This window comes from Pseudomonas sp. GW821-FHT07E12 (assembly GCF_058986605.1).
In genome coordinates, this window is the sequence record NZ_JBYSVX010000036.1 from 1 (window position 1) to 18,662 (window position 18,662).

An 18,662-nucleotide genomic window follows, 5' to 3' on the forward strand; every position below is an offset into this window, starting at 1 on the left:
AGCCGCGATGGGGATTCCTCGGTAACGCCCCATCGCGGCTGATGGCCCGAGGCCACGTAGACCCGCTCCTACCGTTCATGGCACTCGTCATCACCTGATCCGACGCGCACTAGAAATTCAGGTTGACGGCGATGCCGTAAATGCGCGGATCGCTGACCTCCGCGGCGGCCAGCGTGGCGGCAGGCACCAGCGAGAACAGGCGCTGGGCCCGGTTCTCGATGTTGCGTACGTACAGCCTCACACCCCAGCGCCCGGAAGCAGGCAGGTAGCTCAGCGAGGCATCGCTGCGGCTGAAGCCGGGCTGGATGTCCATGCCTTCCGGCGCCACGTCGATGCTCGAGTCGTAGCGCGAGGAATAACGCACATCCAGGCGACCACTGATGCTGGCGCCCGAAGCCATGTCCCAGAAATGCTGGTAACTGGCCAGCCCCGACCAGGTCGGCGCATTCGGCAACGTCTGCCCGCTGAGATCCACCTCGCCGCTGGAATCGGTGTAGATGAAGGTCCCGAAACGCGCATGCAGCCAGGCCACGCTCAGATCGAAACGATCGCGGGTGGTCGGCATCCAGTTCAGTTCGAGTTCGCTGCCGTAGATGCGGGCGCCGGCGGCATTCTGGATCTTCTGGCTGAAGCCACCGGCGGCGGTCGGATCCGCGAACGGCAAGCGCGCCTGGTAGTTCCTGTAATCGTAGTAGTACGCACTGGCGTTGAGCTGCAGGCGGTTGTCGAAGAAGCGGTTCTTGCTGCCGACTTCGAAGGCGGTGATCTTCTCCGGCTCGTAGATGGAGCCGTCGTAGGTATTGATGCCGCCGGCCTTCAGTCCGGTGCTGACCTGGCCGTACAGCAGCGAGTCGCGACCGACGTCGTACTCCAGTCCGGCCTTCCAGGTGCTGGCGTTCCACGAGTCGGCGTAGTGCGTACCCGGCTCGAAAGTGGTATCGCCGGTCTTGGTCAGGAAATCCATGGATTTTTCGTCCACGGTGTAGCGCGCGCCGGTCACCAGCCGCAGCCGCTCGCTCAGCGGGAACGTGGCCTGCCCGTAAGCCGCATAGGACGTGGAGTACGCATGGCGCAGCACCTCATCGCCGACCGAAGCCTCCTGATGGGTCGCGTCGATGGCGATCTTCGGATTCGGATCGACCGCGTTGCGCGAGTCGTAGTAGTACAGCCCACCTACCCATTGCACCGCACTGCCGTTGGACACCAGGCGGATCTCGTTGGACTTGGCGTACTCGGTGGTGTCCTGCGCCGCCGCGCCCACCGGCAGCAGCATCGAATCCTGGTACTGGCGGGTGTGCGAATAGGCCGGCAGCCAGGTCAGCGTGGCGAAGCCGAGGTTGTAGTCCAGCTGCGCATACAGCCGCGACATCTCCACCTCCTGCACGCCGGCGACGACAATGGATTTCCATGGATCGTCATTGGACAGCGGCAGCGGCACGGTCGCGGCCGGCGTGCCGGTCTCGCGCGAATGGTCGGCGGTCAGGCGGATCTTGAGTTCGTCGCTGGGCTGGTACAGCAACTTCAGCCGCGCCGCGGTGCTGTCCTCGGCGTTGGCGCCGTTGGACAGGTAACCATCGTGCTTGGAAGTGGCGTAGGCCACCCGCGCGGCGAGCACGTCATTGATCGGCAGGTTGGCAGCGGCATCGGTGCGCACCGCGTCGTAGTTGCCCAGCTGCACCTGGGCATTGCCGGAGAAGTTGCCGAGCACGGGATCGTTGCTGATCACGTTGATGCTGCCGGCGTTGGCATTGCGTCCGTACAACGTGCCTTGCGGGCCACGCAGCACCTCCACGCGCTGGACATCGAGCGTATTGGCCAACGCCACCACAGCCTGCTGCTGGTAGACGCCATCGATACTCAGGTTCACCGCCGGATCGCCGCCCTCCTGCGCATCGCCGGTGGAGCCGACGCCACGAATGAACACCGCCTGGCCCTTGCTGCTGTTCTGCATCACCACCGCAGGTGTCTGCGCCAGCACGTCGCCGATCGTGGTCAGGCCACGCTCGCGGATCTGCTCGCCATCCACCGCACTGATCGCCAACGCGGTCTTCTGGATGTTCTGCTCGCGCCGCTCGGCGGTGACGGTCACCTGTTCAAGCGTGCGTATCGCCTTGTCGTCCGTGCTGTCCGCTGCTGCCGCGGCGCTCTGTGCCAACGCCGGTGCGTGCATACCCAGCAACACTGCCGTGGCCAGGATCTTGTGCCTGTTCATCGCTCCTCCGCTGCCGGATGACCGGCAATACCTGTCTGTTCCGCGCCGTCGGCGCAGTCGATGTGGGGGGATTTCGTAGCGGGACTCGCCGTCCCTGATGCTCAACGCGGTGGCGGCTTGCCCTGCATCAGCGGCGCCATCTTCTTGTCGAAAGCCTTCATCTCGGCCAGGGTCAGCTTGCCGTCGCCGTTGGCATCGATCCCGCCGGGCGCCGACTCGTTGAACATGCGCGCGTAGGTGACGCAGCCCTGATCGTTCTTGAGCATGTTGTAGGCGGACAACGGCGCGCCCGCGTTTACCACCCATTCCTCGTAGCTCATGCAGCCATCGCCGTCCGCGTCGACCTCGGCCACGAACGGCGAGATGTCGAGCGAACGCGGCGCCATCATCGGCGGCGGTCCGCCGGCGGCGTTAGCCGATGGCGGTGTGGCCGGAGCGGCTTGCCGCGTCGGCTCGGCACCACTGCAGGCCGCCAGCAGCAGGCACAAGGCCGTCACGCCGGAAGATCTTGCGTTGCGCAAAGAAGTGCTCATCGAATTTCCCATCGACATCACGTCTGGTTCAAATGCCGGAAACCATGGACAACGCGGCCCGCAGCGGCATGCCTTGCGCACGCCTCTGTGCCGGTCGATACCGGCCACGACACGGTCCGTCGATATCCCATCCACCGCCGTCGGCCGGCGGCACGCCGCTTCGCCTAGCGGTTGGCGCGATACGGTTCGCGCATTGCGCGCGGATGCTGCTTGAACATCGACCGCCCTCCCGAGGCAATCATGACGTTGTTGATCCGGTGGAATGTCACGACATGTCGCTCGTCGTGGCAGTTCCCGGCGCCTTCTCCAGCGGTTCCTGCAAGCTGCGTCTGTTCGCTTAGATTTTGTTTGCATACGTATGCAAGCCAATGCAAACATACATCCGGATACCACGATCGCGACTATATTGGCGCCGGGAGCAGACGATGAAATCGATATTGACGATGGCAGCCATCAGCAACCGGAAAGCTCCCCTGCGCGCGCAACGGAAAGCGGGCGCATGACCGCGAAGAGCGCCCCCCGCCGGCCCGCGACCGCCACCGATGTCGCAGCGCTGGCAAAGGTCTCGCAATCGGCGGTGTCCCGCACCTTCACGCCTGGCGCGAGCGTGTCGGAAACAACCCGTACCCGGGTGCTGGCCGCAGCGACCAAGCTCAACTACACGCCCAATCACATCGCGCGCTCGCTGAGCACCCAGCGCTCCTACATCGTCGGGGTGGCGCTGACCTACCTGGACAATCAGTTCTACCCGCAGGTGCTGCAAGCACTGTCCGACGAGCTGGGCAACGCCGGCTACCGGGTACTGCTGTTCATCACCCACGGCCGCAGCGACACCGATCCGGCGCTGGAAGAACTGCTGCGCTATCGCGTGGATGCACTGATCCTGGCCTCGACCAGCCTGTCATCGCGCCTGGCTGCCGAATGCGCGCGGGTCGGCGTGCCGGTGGTGATGTTCAACACTCTGGACGCGGCCGGCACGATCCCGGGCGTGTGCGGCAGCAACGAACAGGGCGGCCGTACCATCGCCGGCTATCTGGCGGCCGGCGGCCACACCCGCTATGCCTTCATCGCCGGCGTGGAGGAATCCTCGACCACGCGCGAACGCGAACGCGGCTTCATGCGCGGCCTGCGCGAACGGGGCCTGGGCAAGCCGCTGCGCGAGAAGGGCCTGTACACCTTCGACGCCGCCGCCGCCGCGACCCGCAGACTGCTCAAGCGCACGGACCGCCCGGACGCGATCTTCTGCGCCAACGACCACATGGCCTTCGCCGCGATCCAGGTGGCACGCGGTGAGTTCGGTTTGAACGTAGGAAAGGAAATCTCCATCGCCGGCTTCGATGACGTGGAGATCGCACGCTGGCCCGGCTTCGACCTGACCACCTATTCGCAACCCGTCCCGTTGATGGTCAGCGAGACCATCCGCATCCTGCGCCTGCTGCTGCAGCGTCGGCCACCAAAGGAAGTACACACCACCGTACCCGGCGCACTGATCGTGCGTGGCTCGACAAGGATGCCGACGCAAGGCGTACGCACTGCCGCAGACGGTAGCCGCAGTTGGCATCCCGAAGATCCCTGAGTCGAATCAACAGCAACGACCAGGCTGGTGTTGTTGATCTTGCTGTTGCTGTTGCTGTTGCTCGTGATTTTGGCGTTGCTGTTGCCTTGGACTTTGACCCACCCGGGGCCCCTGCCGCAGCGGCGGAGACGGCGGGAATAACCCGAAGGGCGACGCACATGGATGTGCGTCGTTTTCTGCCGGCTCCGCGAACCCGTAGCGCAGCGAAGGGCGCGTAGGCGGGGTGTGCTTGATCAGCCATTCGGCTGCTGTAAAGCGCTTCTTTTGGTTACTTTTCTTTGCACAAGCAAAGAAAAGTGACTCGCGCCCAAAGGGCGTGAAAGCCTTTAGTTGTTGCTTGAAAGCTCCGAAAGCCAACGTCCATGGATCTTCGATCCCCGGCCATCGGGCATAGCCCGATGGCGCTCAGCGCCGCGCGAGCCAGTGGCTCGCAAGCAGCGGCGCTTCGCCCCCGCCTACGCGGGGATGACGGTAGAGAGATAGCGACGGTAGTGAGATGTCGCAGAAGTCGCTGGGTCCCCGCCTTCGCGGGGACGACGTTTGATAGATCCCGGCAAAGCTGAGGAGCAAGCACCAACCCAAGATGCCCTTGACCCCGCATGAGCACATAGGACATCAACAAGCAGCCCCCGCAAAACCCTCAATCAAAATTCCAGTTGACCCGCACCCCCACATACCGCTTGGCATCACGCGCAGGCTGCCCAACCACCGCATTGGTGCTCGCCCCCCACAACGGCGCAAAGAAGTCCTCCGCATTCACCAGATAGAACTTGTCGAACACGTTGTTGACGAACAGCGTGGTGGTGAAGCGCCCATCCGACCACGCCCCGGTCAGCGACAGATTGAAGATGCCGAACGATGGCTGATAGGTCTTCGGATTGTTGTTGGCCTGCATGCGCGCACCACTGCGCCACGCGTACTGCCCGCCCAGCGTCAGATCGAACGGCCGGCGCTGGCTGCCGAACCAGGTGTACTCGGCACCGAGGTTGGCCTTCAGGCGCGGCGCGTCCGGCATCCGCTTGCCGGACAGATCCTGGGTACTGAGGCCATCGGTGGTGATGCAGCCCTGCGCCTCGGTCTGTCCCGGATAGCAGGGTGCGCCCTGGTAACGCACGAACTCGGCATCGGTCCAGGCAAGGCTGGCGTTGGCGCGCGCGGCAACGCTGATCGCGTAGTTGGCATCCACCTCCACGCCACGGGTGCGCGCGGCGCCGGCGTTGGCCAGCTGCAGGTCGGCCAGCACCGCGCCGGGCGCGACCTCGTAGATCTGCACCTGGTAGTCGTTGTAGGTGGTCTGGAACAGCGCGGTGTTGATGCTCAACGCACGATCCAGCAACGACAGCTTCAAGCCGAGCTCGTAGTGATCGATGCGCTCCTTGTTCACCGGCTCCAGTGCCTCATTGGACGAAAGCACCGCGGCGGTGTTGTAGGCGCCGGGCTTGTAGCCGCGCGCAACGGTCGCGTAGGCCATCGCGTCGCGCGAGAACTGCTTGCGCAGCGAGACGTCACCGACCCAGGTGCCCTCGGTGAACTCGTTGCGACTGGCGTAGCCGGTGGCGCGGTCGTCCTTCCAGTAGCCCACCGTGTCGCGGTTGTAGCGCAAGCCGGTCAGCAGGTCGTAGGCGTTGCCGAGCTTCCAGGTGATGCGGCCGTACGCATCGACGGTCTTGTTGTCGGAGTAGACGGTATGGTCGTACGGATTGGCGACGAAGCTGCGCAGGTAGTTGCCCCACACCTGCACGTCGGAATAGAACAGGCCGGCGACGTAGCTGACCCGGCCATCCTGCGGCGAGACGATCTTGAACTCCTGCGAGCGCGTGCTCGGCTTGAGCACGATGGCCTGCTGGTTGTAGAACGCCGGTGCGAAACCGCCGGTCAGCTCGTTGAAGAAGTACACCGCGGACACCGAGACGTCCTGCAGGATGTCCTGGCGCTCGCTCTGGTAGGCGGTGGTCGAGCTGAGCGTGTAGTCGCCCAGGCGGTAATCGATGTTGAGGCTGAAGTCGCGTCCCTGGGTGTAGGAGTGCGCGGTCACCGGCGAGTTGTAGTCGGTGTTGCCGTAGCGCACGTCGACACCGGCCATCGCCACATCGCGCGGGATACCGCCGTTGATGTAGGGGAACAACGCCGCGTCCGCGTCCAGGTACTGGTAGACGAAGTTGCCGCCGACCGAATCGGTACGCACGCTGCGCGCGGTCAGGGTGATGTCCAGGTCGTCGCTGGGGGTGAGCAGCAGCTTGCCGCGCACGCCCTGGCTGTCGGTTTCGGAATCCTTGCCGGTGGCGATGTTGTGGATCGGGTACTCGCGATGGTTCTTGTACGCCGACAGGCTGAATGCCGCGCCCTGTGAAAGCGGACCGGACAGGAATGCGCTGGCCTTGTACTCGCCATCGTCGGTGGCCATCGCGCTGAACGAGCCGGTCCAGTCGAACGAAGGCTTGCGAGTCACCAGATTGATGACGCCAGCCGAGGCGGCGCGGCCACCCAGTGTCGCCTGCGGGCCCTTGAGCACCTCGACGCGCTGCAGATCCTGCAGTTCGTTGGCGCCCATCGCGTCGGACGACACCGGCACGCCATCGATCATCACCAGCACACCGGAGGTCAGGCCGATGGTGGCCTCGTTGGCATTGGTGGAGATGCCGCGCATCGAGATCGGCACGCGGCCGTTGAAGGTGCCCTTGAGCTGTATCGCCGGCACCAGCTGGTTGAGATCGGCGATGTCGCTGACATTGGCGTTCTCCAGCGCCTTCTCCGATACCACTGCCGCCGCCACGGGCGTGTCCTGCAGGCGCTCGGTGCGCTTCTGCGCGGTCACCACCACTTCGTCGAGCGTGTGCAACCCCTTGTTCGTCTCCGTCGGCGCGCTGGTGCTGTCTGCTTGCTGTGCAGCGGCCGGCAGCGCCATCGCCGCGGCGATCGCCAGTGCCAGGCGCTGACGCCCCCGTGTTGCATGGTTGCGGTTATTCCACGACATGTCCTCATCCCTCCAAAATATTGGCTTGTCGATCTGCTGGTTTTTTCTAGATGTGATGCGTTCGGTCTGCGTTCCTGCCATGCGGATTGAGCGGGCGTCTCACACGCCCGGCCCGAAGGCCGGGCGACGGCGGTTCAGAAGCGGCCGGTGAAGCTGACGCCGTAGGTACGTGGTGCGTTCAGCACGCCCATCGTGTTGACCGGGCCGGTCGGATTGGCCTGGGTGATCACCGGCTCGTTGCTGAGGTTGTTGCCGAACACGCTGACGGTGTAGCGGCCGTCCAGCACGTCGTAGCTCACGCTCGCGTCGTAGAGGGTGTAGGCCCCCTGGATGAAGCGCTCCGGTGCGTTGTAGGTGAAGTACATCAGGTCGGTGGCGTACTTGGTGGAGTAACGCGCGCCGGCGCGGGCGGTCAGCGTGCCGCTGGCCAGCTCCCAGATGTGGCTGTAGTCCAGCGACGCCTTCCACTTCGGCATCCGCGCCATCTCGCGGCCACTCATGTCGTAGCTGGTGCCGTCCAGGGTCACCTCGGCCTTGGCGTAGTCGTTGTAGCTGTAGGCGGCCGAGAAACCGATGTTGTCATGGGCGGTGACCAGCCAGCGCCCTTCCACTTCCACGCCGCCGATCAGCGAGGTGCCCGGCACGTTGAGGGTGCGGGTCTCGAACTCCTCCGAACCGGCGGTGGGGTAGTAGCTCGCCGAGAGCTGATAGCCCTCGTAGCGATACCAGAACAGGTCGGTGTTGAGCAGCAGGGTATTGTCGAGGAACTTGCTCTTCAGCCCCAGCTCGTAGGCAGTGACGGTCTCCGGGCCGTAGGCGTAGACGCTGCCGGTGACCGAGCCGACGCCGACACCGCCTTGCCTGTAGCCGGTGGAAATATCGGCGAACAGCATCGCGCTGGCACCCAGGTCATGCTCGGCGCCGAGCTTGTAGGTGAACTTGGACATCGTGTCGCTGGCGGCAAGCTCGGTGCCGCTGCTGACGGTATCGCTGTCGAACTTGTCGCGGGTGTAGCGGCCGCCGACGATGCCGCGCCAGGTGTCGCTGAACGGGATGGTGACCTGGCCGAACACCGCTGCCGAGGTGTTGAGGTTCTTGTTGGTGATCGAGGTGCTGTCGAAGGTGTAGTTGTGGGTGTAGCTTCCGGACAGATCATCGCGCAGCCAGTACAGGCCGCCCACCCAGGTGAGCCAGGAACCATCCGGCGAGGCGAAGCGCAGTTCCGCCGAATCCTGTCGCAGCGGCGTGCGGTTGTATTCGAGCAGGTACGAATACACCTGCTGGTAGGAACTGTCGTAATGCTGGTGGCCGGCCAGGAAGGTCAGCTTGCTCCAGCCCAGGTTCCAGTCGAGTTGCGCGTGCACGGCCTTGTTCTCGGTCTTCTGCCAGGCATCGCAGCTGGGCTCGCCGTCCTCGCCGCAGATGCCGCTGAGCGTGGAATACGACGGTGCGGACCAGGGATCGCTGCGCGCGGACACCGGCAGGTAGACGTTGCCGGCGCCGTTGCCGCCGTTGCGGGCGTACTCGCCGGTCAGCAGCAGGCGCAGGTCGTCGTTGGGCTGCACCAGCAGCTTGACCCGTGCGGCCTTGCTGTCCTCGTCTTGCAATCCGTTGCTCAGGTAGCCGGAATGGCTGTTGCTGCCGATCGCGATACGGATCGCGGTGATGTCGTTCAGCGGCATGTTCAGTGCCGCCTCGGTGCCGACCCGGCTGTAGTTGCCCAGCTGCAGCGTGGCCTCGCCGGAGGTCTGGCCCAGCACCGGATCGTGGGTGATCACGTTGACCGTACCGCCGCTGTTGTTGCGGCCGTACAGCGTGCCCTGCGGGCCGCGCAACACCTCGATGCGGTCCACGTCGAGGAATCCCAGATTGGTCAGCTCCGAACGCGACTGGTACATGCCGTCGTAGAAGATCGACACCGGTGAATCCACGCCCGGCAGGCGCGAGCCGATACCGCGGATGTAGAAGCCGCCGCCCAGGTTGGATTGCTGGAACTCGACGCCCGGTACTTTCTCGATCGCATCCTGCAGCGTCACCCGGCCTTCGTTCTTGACCTTCTCGGCGATCACCGCGGTGATCGCGGTCGGGATCTTCTGGATGTCTTCGGAGCGGTGCTGCGCGGTCACCACCACCGTGTCCAGCGTGGTGGTGTCGCGCTTGTCCTGATCGGTGCTCTGCTGGTCGGCATCGGCTTCCGCTGCCAACACCGGCGTGGACAGCGCCAGGCCGACGGCCAGGCACAGCAAGCCTCTTGCACCCATGATGGGCGCACGGTCATGTGTCTTCATCTTCCCCTCCCAGGGTCTATCGCTGGTTCGTCCGCAGCGGCACTGCGTGAGGCGCGGACGTGGAGCGATGGTTGGACGCTACTCTCGGCCAGCCATCGGCGGAAATGGGATATTTCGTTGTCGGCAATCAGCGCCGGCGATACGTGGCGATACTCAATGCAACGCGGTCACTTCCAGCACCGCCGCGCCCGTATAGCGGCCCGGTTGCAGGCGCTGCGGCTTGCCATCCACCCGCAGCGTCAGCCGGTAGCCGGCCGGTGCCACGATCTCGCCACCGGCAGCCAGTTCCAGCTGGTTGAGGTAGGAGGTACGCGTCACCACCCAGCGCGAGCCGGCACCGACATTCACCGCCACACCATGCGGACCCGGCGTCGCTTCATAGCGGTTGATCACCTCACCGATCTGCCAGTAGGTATGCTGGTCCGGTTCCTGACCACCAACCGGCGTCTGCGTACCGGTGGTGATCGCGCCGGCCACGCTGGCGTGCTCCAGCGTCACCGCCAAGCCACCCTCGACGGTGCGGGTGTTGACGAAATCGCCATCGAGCTTGACGTTGCGCAGCACCACGTCCACATCCGGGCCGACATCGGGCGGAGCACCCGGCGGGCCGCCCGTCGGCGCCTGCTCGCCGATGATCGGACCGGATGGTGGGCCTCCGGCCATCATCTTCTTCATGAACGGGTCGTCGTTGACCATTGCCTGCAGGATCACGCCGTTGCCGGGACGCACCTGCGCGTCGTCGATCAGCACCTTGCCGCCGCGACTCTTGACCAGGATCGCGGTCGAGCGGGTGTTGAACACGCTGCCCTTGTCGATGGTCAGCGTGCCGCCACCGTTGCCGCTGTGCATCATCACACCGAGACGGCGCGAGTTGACCGTGCTGCCATCGGTGAACACGCCCGAACCCTGCCCGGCCATGATCAGGCCGACATCGGCGACGTTGAGCACGCTGTGGCTGAAGGAGTCGATCGAATCGCCGATCGAATAGGCGCCGTAACCGCTGTCGATCGTCTCGATCAGGCTGTCCTTGACATACATCCGCGTCACCGCCGCATCGTCGGTGGACAGTGCGCCCCAACCCTGCGCGCGGATGTGGGCGCGGTTGTAGTAGACGGTGCCGTGATCGACCAGGTTGGTGGCGCGCACATTGCCGGACAGGCCGAGCATCCACGGCACTTCCATCATCCGCCCGACTTCGATGGTGAACGTGTAGTCCGGCGGCAACGTGCCGTTGGCGACCTCGATATCGGCATCGTCCACGTGCATCACGCTGTGCCCGCCGACGAAGATCGCGGTGCGTACCGCGCCGCGGGTGCGGATCTTCGGCGATTTCACTGTGACCTCGGCATTGCCGCTGGACATGATCGCCGCGCCGAAGCCGGCAAAGTCATTGCCGCCGTTGCCGGTGAGGTCGATCACCGGGTGATCGATGGTGTATTTCGAATTGCCGGTGACGAGGATGCCGTTGAATTCCTTCTCGCGTGAATCGATCACCAGGCCGGTTGCCTCGGTATCGCCGACGCGACCGGCACGCACCGCTGCCGGCACCGATTTGGACGTGACATGGCGGCCGTCGTCGATATAGACCCCGGCGCGATAATGGTGGGTCGGCAGCTCGTGGTACTTGACCGGGATGTCGTCGCTGGGCGTGAGCACCACCTTGCCGGTGTATGTACCGGGTTGTATCGGCACTGATACACCGTCCACGGTCATGGTCAGGTTCTTGCCGGGCGGCGCGGCGATCGTGGCGCCTTCCGGGATTACCAATCCGTCGTAGCGGGTGGTGGTCTCCACCACGCTCGGCGCCTGCGGCGGTTGTCGCGCGGCGGCCGTCCAGGGTGTCGCGGCAAAGCTTGCCGCCAGCGCGATGGCCATCAACGTCGGTCGCGGGACGGACACAAGAAATCGGGATACGGGCATTTACATCATCCTTATCGGCGTGCGGGGAAGGCGACGGCGCGTCGCTTCGCAATGGATCCTGGCCGCGCCGGTCTCTCCTCCCATCCGCAGCGTGGACGATGCTACGGAGCGCGCCCGGGCGGCGGAAATCGGGATTTCTTATCACCGTCAGTGGCGACGGCGATTTGTGCGGCGCACGATCGGCAGCAGATGTCTCCCGTAGGAGCGGCGTCAGCCGCGATGGCGCTCTCCCTTTAAATCCCCGCGCATGGATGCGCGGCTTCTGCTGAGGGATCTGCAGGAAAGCCCCCATCGCGGCTGAAGCCGCTCCTACATCCATGGGCCATCACGTTCCCGGCTTGGCGGTATCGTTCGAATCGATTTGTCCCACTCACCCGCCGCTTCCAGTATCCGGACAGCGCAGCCGCATCGCCGGTCGCCACTCCATCTTCCGTTTCGCCTGGGAGGGCGTTACACCATGGCAATTCCAATCGACACGCCGGCCCGCAAGGCGGGGACCGCCACCGGCCTGTCCCTCATCCTGCCCGTGGCGCTGTCCACGATGGGCGCGGTACTGCTGGCGCCGATCGTGCCGAAGCTGTTCGAACAGTTCCACGACGTGCCCAACGCCAACTACTGGGTGCCGGCGCTGCTGTCGGTGCCGGCGCTGTGCATCGCACTGTTCTCGCCGCTGGTCGGCGCGCTCGCCGATCGCGTCGGCCGCCGCCGGCTGCTGATCGCCTCGATGATCGTGTATTCGTTCTGCGGCATGGCGCCGCTGGTGCTGGACAACTTCAACGCGTTGTTCGCCAGCCGCATCGGCGTCGGCATCTGCGAAGCCGTGGTGATGACCTGCAGTACCGCACTGATCGGCGATTGCTTCGCTCCGGCCGAACGCGACCGCTGGCTAGGCAGCCAGGCCGCCACGGCCTCGATCACCGCGTTCTGCATGTTTCCGCTGGCCGGCAAGCTGGGTGACCTGTGGGGCTGGCGCGGGCCGTTCCTGATCTACGGCAGTGGCTTGCTGTTCCTGATCGGCGTGCTGCTGTTCACCCGCGAGCCCAAGCGCAGCGAAGCCTTCGGCCTGGACGAATCGTTCGTCGCCAGCAACCCATCCGGCGCGTTCCCCTGGCGTCACATGCTGACCGTGTGCGTGATCACCGTGGTCGGCGGCGTGATGTTCTACATCCTGCAGTTCCAGATGGCCTCGGCGATGAAAGCGCTGGGCGTGAGCAACGCCACCAACACCGGCCTGCTGATCTCGATCGCCAGCCTGGGCGTGCCGGTCGGTGCGATCGGCTTTGGCTACATCAAGCGCTGGCTCAGCATCCGCTCGCTGCTGCTGATCGAGTTCACGATGATGGCGATCGGCTTCTACGGCATGTGCAAGGCGAGCAGCCCGCTGGTGTTCATCGTGCCCGGCATCATCAACCAGATCGGCGCCGGCCTGATGCTGCCGACCCTGCTGACCTGGGGCATGCAACCACTGACCTTCGAAAACCGCGCGCGCGGCACCGGTATCTGGCAGGGCACCTTCGCCGTGGCGCAGTTCCTGAGCACGCTGGCGTTCTCGTTCGTGATGGCGCGGGTCAGCGACCTGCAGGCCGCGTTCGGCGTGTTTGCCGCGGTGGCGGCGGTCAGCGTGGTGATGCTGCTGGTGTTCTCGCGCTTCATCACCAGCCGCTTCGATGGCGGCAAGATGGTGCAGCTGGGGCACTGAGCACCCATTTCGTTCCAGGATCCGATCCGGCGACGGCCTGATGCCATCGGATCGGATCGCTTGGCCGCCCTCACCGGCGGCCATGTTCATTATCAGGAGAGCTTCATGTTCGAACCCTTCCCCGGCAACTACGTCTGGAACCTGCAGACCAACCTGGCGCTGGTGTGCGGCGGCAACCACGGCGAGATCGACATCGCCAACCGCCCGATCGTCGAGGCCGCCAAGGCCGGTGGAGATGCCGGCACCGCGAAGTTGTTCGACAGCTGGATCGCGGTCGCCGACCAGGTCGCACGCAACGCCGAGGCCGACGAAGCCGCCGGTTACCTGCTGTCAGCCGGCACCAAGTATCTGCGCGCCTCCGGCTACTACCTCTCGGCCGAGCGCATGCAGAGCCGCGACTACGCGCCGCGTTGGGCCGCCTATGACCGCGGTCTGGCGCTGTATCGCAAGGGCGTGGCGTTGCGCGGCCTGCACGTGGATTTCGTCGAGATCCCGTATGGCGACACCAGCTATCCGGCGATCTTCGTCCACGACGGCTCCGGCACACCGCGTCCGGCGCTGGTGTCGTGCAACGGACTGGATTCGATGAAGGAGCAGGTCAACATGGCCGGCCACGGCGCGTCCAACCTCGAACGCGGCATCAACACCTTGTTCGTCGATCAACCCGGCACTGGCGAAGCATTACGCAAACGCGGACTGACCGCCGTCCACGACGCCGAACGCTGGGGCACCCCGGCTTTGGAATATCTACTGACCCGTGTCGACGTAATTCCCGACAAGATCGGCATGTTCGGCCTCTCGCTCGGCGGCTACTACGCCCCGCGCATAGCCGCCAACGAACCCCGTTACGCCCTGTGCGCAGTGATGGGCGCCAACCACGTCTGGGGCCAGCGCCAGAAAGAACGCCTGGAACGCGAAGGCGAGAACCCTGTGCCGCACTACTGGGACCACGTGCTGTGGGTATGGGGCAAACCGACCATCGACGCGTTCATGGCCTACATGCCCAACGTCACCCTCGACGGCCAGATCGAAAAACTGCACATGCCCTTCCTCGTCACCCACGGCGAAGGCGACCGCCAGATCCCGGTAGCGAACGCCTACCGCTCCTACGAACAGGCCGTGAACTCGACCAAGCGCCACCTGCGCGTATTCACGACGCAGGATTTCGAAATCGAACACTGCGGCGCCGACAACGGCACCGTCATGCGTGACTACATCGCCGATTGGTGCGCGGAGACGTTTGCAGAGTTGTGAGTGATGCCGACAGTGACCAAGACGAACGAAGTTTGCCGTTGCCGTTGCTCGTGATTTTGACTTTGCTTCTTGGCTTTTGACTTTCCCGGGGCCCCCATCCGCAGCGACGGAGCCAGCGGGAAAAACCCCGCAGGGGCGACGTGCATGGATGCACGTCGTTTTCTGCCGCGGCATGGATGCCGCGTCAGAAAATCCCGCTGGCGCAGTGGACCCGTAGCGCAGCGGAGGGCGCGAGGACTGGGGCGTGTTTCTTTGGGTTACGTTTCTTTGCACGAGCAAAGAAAGGTGACTCGCTCCGAAGGAGCGAAAGCCTTGGCTGTTGCTGTTGCCTTTGCCGTCACTGCAACGTCAAACCCAACAAGCAACGTCCATGGATCCCCGCGTTCGCGGGGCTGACGGTAGGAAGACTGTGCGGAAGTCACTGGATCCCCGCTTTCGCGAGGATGACGGTAGGAAGACTGCGCGAAAGTCACTGGATCCCCGCCTGCGCGGGGATGACGATAGGAAAATTGCGCGGAAGGCACTGGGTCCCCGCCTGCACGGGGACGACGACGGAAGGATGGCCGGGAAGGCGCTGACTCTCCGCTTTCGCGGAGAAGACGGTAGCGATATTACGAAAACAACACCTACCCCCAGCAGCACCCCACCCACAAAACCTACGTCCGCGCCACCCGCACCCCACGCAACGGCACCACCTGCGCCCGCGCAACCTCCTGCGCCGGCACCGGAAACCCCACCGGAAACACCGACTCCAACGAAGGCATGTTCTGCGCCATCGAAATGATCCGCTCGCGCACCCACTGATTGCCCGGATCCAGATCGCGGTAGCGATGCCACTGCAGCACCTCCACCAACCTCGGCATCTCGAACAGCGGCCGCACCAGCCGGATCGGCATGGTCTTGAGGAAGCTCCCCGCCATGCGCGCATGCAACGTCGCCACCCGTCGGGTGCCGATCACCAGCTGCGGCAACAGATGGAAGGAATTGGTGGTCACCTCGACCCGACGCGCAGTCTCGCCATGCCGGCGCGCACTCCAGGACTCGAACATCGGCAGGCCGTGACTGCCGCTCTGGAAAGTGACATGCCCACTCGCCAGATACTGCTCCAGCGTGATGGTGTCACCGATGTCGGGGTTCTCCTCGGCCACCGCGACGACATAGGAATCCTCGAACAAGGTCTCGCGCGACTGCGTGGTCGAGGCCAGCGATTCGGGATGGATGATGAAATCCACCTCGCCGCTCTCCAGCTCGCTCGGCGCCAGCTCGCTCGGCGGACGGAACTTCCAGGTGATGCCCGGTGCCTCCAGGTGTACCCGCCGCAGCACGTCGCACAGGAACACCGCCGATACATAGTCGGAAGCCACGAAGGTGAAGTGCCGGCTCATCGCCGCCGGATCGAACTCCGGGCGCGTGGCGATGGTCGCGTCGATCCGCAGCAGCACGTCGTTGACCGGCTCGATCAAGCTCTCGGCCAGCGGGGTCAGTTCCATCTTGCGTCCGACCTGCACGATCAGCGGGTCGTCGAAGTAATCACGCAGCCGCGCCAGGATCCCGCTCATCGCCGACTGGGTCACGTGCAGCGCCTCGCCGGCGCGGGTCACGTTCTTCTTCTCCAGCAGCACCTTCAACGCGGAGAGCAGATTCAGGTCCAACTTCTGGTAACGCATGGCGACACCTCTTGCGGACTGCATTCCCCGGAACGGGGTGGCCGGAGTCTATCCCTGGCGACTGCGACCAACATCTTGCGGCACAGCATGGTCGATCGTGATGCCCGGCATTGAAAGGTTCGATTTCCGCCGCGCCACGCTGCTGACCAAGATGGACCCGTGCCTCGCCGACCGGAGCTGGCGCGCCGCACTGGCGGTCGCGCCGGGCGCGTGCGGCCGGCGCCTTCCCACGTCTCTTCCGGAACTCCATGAACCTGCTCATCACCGGCGCGAACGGATTCATCGGCCAGGCCCTGGTCCGCCGGCTGCTGGAAGCCACCGATCCACAGCCCACCCGCCTGACCCTGCTCGATCTGCACATCGGCGAACACGCCGATCCCCGGGTCGTGGCGATCGCCGGCGACATCGCCGATCCGCAGGTGCTCGAACGCGCATTCATCGAACCGGTGGACGCGATATTTCACCTGGCCAGCATTCCGGGCGGCATGGCCGAGCGCGATTACGCGCTGGGCTACCGCGTCAACATCGATGCCACCGCCGCGCTGCTGCACCGGGCCGGCGTGCAGGGCAACACGCCGACCTTCGTGTTCGCCAGTTCGATCGCCGCACTCGGCGCACCGTTGCCCGATTCCGTCGACGACACCACGCCACTGCGACCGGGCATGAGCTACGGCGCGCACAAACAGATCGGCGAGATCCTGCTGCAGGACCTCAGCCGGCGCGGGCTGGTCGATGGCCGTGCAGTGCGTCTGCCCGGGATCGTGATGCGCCCACCCGCGCGCACCGGTCAGCTGTCCGCCTTCATGAGCGACCTGATTCGCGAGACCGCCGCCGGCCGCGCCTATACCTGCCCGGTGTCGGCGCAGGCCACGCTGTGGCTGATGTCGGTGGAGCGCATCGTCGACAACCTGCTGCACGCCGCACGCATGCCGTCACCCGGCGCCACGCGCGCGTGGACGCTGCCGGCGCTGCACGTGTCGATCGCCGAACTGATCGCCGCGGTCGGCCAGCATCGTGGCCTCGATACCGCCGCACTGGTGCGCTTCCAGCCTGACCCCACCCTGGAACAGGCGTTCGGCGCGTATCCCCCGCTTTCGACCCCCGCCGCCGACGCGCTCGGCTTCCGTCACGACGGTGACGCCGTTGCACTCGTACGTCGCGCCCTCGCCGCAGATCTGGAGAGAGACCCGCATGCTTGATATCAGCTATACCGCCGAGCGCAACCCGTTGCTCGGCTGGAGCGTGGACCGCTCCCGGATCCGCAACGTCGGCGTCGATCTGCAACGGCCCGAGTGCATCCTGGCCGAGCCGGATGGCACCTTGTGGACTGCCGACGCGCGCGGCGGCGTGGTGCGGATCGCCGCGGATGGCAGCCAACAGCTGATCACTCAGGCCAATGCGGTCAACAACGGCACCACCGAGGATCTGATCCTCGGCGCCAACCTGCCCAACGGCATCGCCTTCGATCGCAACGGCGACATCCTGATCGCCAACTTCGGCACCGATGCGATCGAGCTGATGACCCGCGACGGGCAGTCGCGCACGCTGCACGACCGGATCGACGGCCAGCCGCTCGGCAAGACCAACTTCGTGCTGACCGACTCGCGCGGGCGCATCTGGTTCACCGTCACCACGCGGGTGAAGCCGTGGAATCGCTCGATCAACGAGAAGACCGCCGATGGCTACGTCGGTCTGATCGACGAACACGGCATCCGCATCGTCGCCGATGGTTTCGTCGGCACCAACGAGATCCGCCTCGATGCCAAGGAAGAGTGGTTGTACGTGGTCGAATCCAACGCACGCCGGATCTCGCGCCTGCGCGTGCAGCCCGATGGCAGTCTGCGTGATCGCGAGGTCTACGGGCCGTCCGACCTCGGTGGTACGCCCGACGGCTTCGCCTTCGACGCCTACGGCAATCTGTGGATCACGCTGATCCTGGCCGAGCGCCTGATCGCCCTCACGCCCGAAGGCGAAGTGCTGACCTTGCTCGACGACGGCAAGCCCGAGCAGGTCGCCATCTATGACCGCCACTTCGCCGCCGGCACGGTGACCCCGGATCTGATGGACGCCACCGCCGGCAGCCTCGCGCCGTTGATGGCGAGCCTGACCTTCGGCGGCCCGGATCTGAAAACCGTCTACCTGGGCAGCCTGAAAGGCACCACGCTGCCGAGTTTCCGCTCGCCGGTGGCCGGGCTGGCGCTGCCGCACTGGCATAGCGGGAGCAGCGCGCGGTGATCCTGGAAATCGCCGTGTTCGACATCGTGCCCGGCCAGGAAGCGGGCTTCGAGCAGGCCTTCGCGCAAGCGCGCGAGGTCATCGCCCAGGCGAGCGGCTATCTCGGTCACGAACTGCTGCGTTCGCACGAACAGCCTTCGCAGTACGTGCTGCTGGTGCGCTGGCAGCGGGTCGAGGACCACACCGAGGGCTTCCGCGGCTCGGCGCTGTTCACGCAGTGGCGTGCCCTGCTGCAAGCGTACTTCCAGCACTCGCCCGAAGTGAGCCACTACCTTCCGCGCGCCGGCAACGACTGAGCCGCGCT

12 protein-coding genes are annotated in these 18,662 nt (G+C 65.1%); 6 read left to right on the forward strand and 6 right to left on the reverse strand.

The window, feature by feature from the left end; translation table 11 throughout:
• Positions 1-109 precede the first annotated feature (109 nt).
• Together AC3WJE_RS17015 and AC3WJE_RS17020 are read right to left on the reverse strand one after the other, a co-directional pair.
• Positions 110-2,212, reverse strand: a complete 2,103-nt coding sequence (locus AC3WJE_RS17015) for a TonB-dependent receptor (protein ID WP_493732004.1) — start codon at positions 2,210-2,212, stop codon at positions 110-112.
• A gap of 101 nt (positions 2,213-2,313) precedes the next feature.
• Positions 2,314-2,745, reverse strand: coding sequence for an EF-hand domain-containing protein (locus AC3WJE_RS17020; protein WP_493732005.1), 432 nt, complete (start codon positions 2,743-2,745; stop codon positions 2,314-2,316).
• Between the two features lie 499 nt (positions 2,746-3,244).
• On the opposite strand from AC3WJE_RS17020, the gene AC3WJE_RS17025 reads away from it, so the two are divergent.
• Positions 3,245-4,321 (forward strand): LacI family DNA-binding transcriptional regulator, encoded by a 1,077-nt coding sequence (locus AC3WJE_RS17025; protein ID WP_493732006.1) that lies wholly within the window; start codon positions 3,245-3,247, stop codon positions 4,319-4,321.
• Positions 4,322-4,961: 640 nt separating this feature from the next.
• Here the strand turns inward: AC3WJE_RS17025 and AC3WJE_RS17030 are convergent.
• From AC3WJE_RS17030 to AC3WJE_RS17040, 3 genes are all read right to left on the reverse strand, one after another.
• Positions 4,962-7,295, reverse strand: coding sequence for a TonB-dependent receptor (locus AC3WJE_RS17030; RefSeq protein ID WP_493732007.1), 2,334 nt, complete (start codon positions 7,293-7,295; stop codon positions 4,962-4,964).
• A gap of 134 nt (positions 7,296-7,429) precedes the next feature.
• Complete coding sequence (locus AC3WJE_RS17035) at positions 7,430-9,583, reverse strand: TonB-dependent receptor (RefSeq protein ID WP_493732008.1); 2,154 nt, start codon at positions 9,581-9,583, stop codon at positions 7,430-7,432.
• Positions 9,584-9,736: 153 nt separating this feature from the next.
• Positions 9,737-11,503 carry a hypothetical protein gene (locus AC3WJE_RS17040; RefSeq protein WP_493732009.1) on the reverse strand — a complete coding sequence of 589 codons (1,767 nt, stop codon included), beginning with the start codon at positions 11,501-11,503 and terminating at the stop codon, positions 9,737-9,739.
• A gap of 457 nt (positions 11,504-11,960) precedes the next feature.
• Here AC3WJE_RS17040 and AC3WJE_RS17045 point away from each other — a divergent pair, with 457 nt between their 5' ends.
• Positions 11,961-13,202, forward strand: coding sequence for an MFS transporter (locus tag AC3WJE_RS17045; RefSeq protein WP_493732010.1), 1,242 nt, complete (start codon positions 11,961-11,963; stop codon positions 13,200-13,202).
• 105 nt (positions 13,203-13,307) lie between these two features.
• Positions 13,308-14,456, forward strand: coding sequence for an alpha/beta hydrolase family protein (locus AC3WJE_RS17050; RefSeq protein ID WP_493732011.1), 1,149 nt, complete (start codon positions 13,308-13,310; stop codon positions 14,454-14,456).
• Between the two features lie 656 nt (positions 14,457-15,112).
• Here the strand turns inward: AC3WJE_RS17050 and AC3WJE_RS17055 are convergent.
• A complete protein-coding gene (locus AC3WJE_RS17055; protein ID WP_493732012.1) occupies positions 15,113-16,123 on the reverse strand; it encodes a LysR family transcriptional regulator in 1,011 nt (336 codons plus the stop codon).
• Positions 16,124-16,371: 248 nt separating this feature from the next.
• Here AC3WJE_RS17055 and AC3WJE_RS17060 point away from each other — a divergent pair, with 248 nt between their 5' ends.
• From AC3WJE_RS17060 to AC3WJE_RS17070, 3 genes are read left to right on the forward strand one after another with little or no spacing between them, the layout of a single operon-like run.
• A complete protein-coding gene (locus AC3WJE_RS17060; RefSeq protein WP_493732013.1) occupies positions 16,372-17,322 on the forward strand; it encodes an NAD-dependent epimerase/dehydratase family protein in 951 nt (316 codons plus the stop codon).
• Positions 17,315-18,358 carry an SMP-30/gluconolactonase/LRE family protein gene (locus tag AC3WJE_RS17065; protein WP_493732014.1) on the forward strand — a complete coding sequence of 348 codons (1,044 nt, stop codon included), beginning with the start codon at positions 17,315-17,317 and terminating at the stop codon, positions 18,356-18,358. The genes AC3WJE_RS17060 and AC3WJE_RS17065 overlap by 8 nt, the downstream gene beginning before the upstream one ends.
• Entirely contained in the window at positions 18,355-18,654 is a 300-nt protein-coding gene (locus tag AC3WJE_RS17070; protein WP_493732015.1) for an antibiotic biosynthesis monooxygenase family protein, read from the forward strand. The genes AC3WJE_RS17065 and AC3WJE_RS17070 overlap by 4 nt, the downstream gene beginning before the upstream one ends.
• The last annotated feature ends 8 nt before the right edge of the window (positions 18,655-18,662 follow it).

Bases quoted from the DNA above. Each gene is read 5' to 3' on its own strand.
- AC3WJE_RS17015 (WP_493732004.1), bottom strand. From the start codon at position 2,212: ATGAACAGGCACAAGATCCTGGCCACGGCAGTGTTGCTGGGTATGCAC.
- AC3WJE_RS17020 (WP_493732005.1), bottom strand. From the start codon at position 2,745: ATGAGCACTTCTTTGCGCAACGCAAGATCTTCCGGCGTGACGGCCTTG.
- AC3WJE_RS17025 (WP_493732006.1), top strand. From the start codon at position 3,245: ATGACCGCGAAGAGCGCCCCCCGCCGGCCCGCGACCGCCACCGATGTC.
- AC3WJE_RS17030 (WP_493732007.1), bottom strand. From the start codon at position 7,295: ATGTCGTGGAATAACCGCAACCATGCAACACGGGGGCGTCAGCGCCTG.
- AC3WJE_RS17035 (WP_493732008.1), bottom strand. From the start codon at position 9,583: ATGAAGACACATGACCGTGCGCCCATCATGGGTGCAAGAGGCTTGCTG.
- AC3WJE_RS17040 (WP_493732009.1), bottom strand. From the start codon at position 11,503: ATGCCCGTATCCCGATTTCTTGTGTCCGTCCCGCGACCGACGTTGATG.
- AC3WJE_RS17045 (WP_493732010.1), top strand. From the start codon at position 11,961: ATGGCAATTCCAATCGACACGCCGGCCCGCAAGGCGGGGACCGCCACC.
- AC3WJE_RS17050 (WP_493732011.1), top strand. From the start codon at position 13,308: ATGTTCGAACCCTTCCCCGGCAACTACGTCTGGAACCTGCAGACCAAC.
- AC3WJE_RS17055 (WP_493732012.1), bottom strand. From the start codon at position 16,123: ATGCGTTACCAGAAGTTGGACCTGAATCTGCTCTCCGCGTTGAAGGTG.
- AC3WJE_RS17060 (WP_493732013.1), top strand. From the start codon at position 16,372: ATGAACCTGCTCATCACCGGCGCGAACGGATTCATCGGCCAGGCCCTG.
- AC3WJE_RS17065 (WP_493732014.1), top strand. From the start codon at position 17,315: ATGCTTGATATCAGCTATACCGCCGAGCGCAACCCGTTGCTCGGCTGG.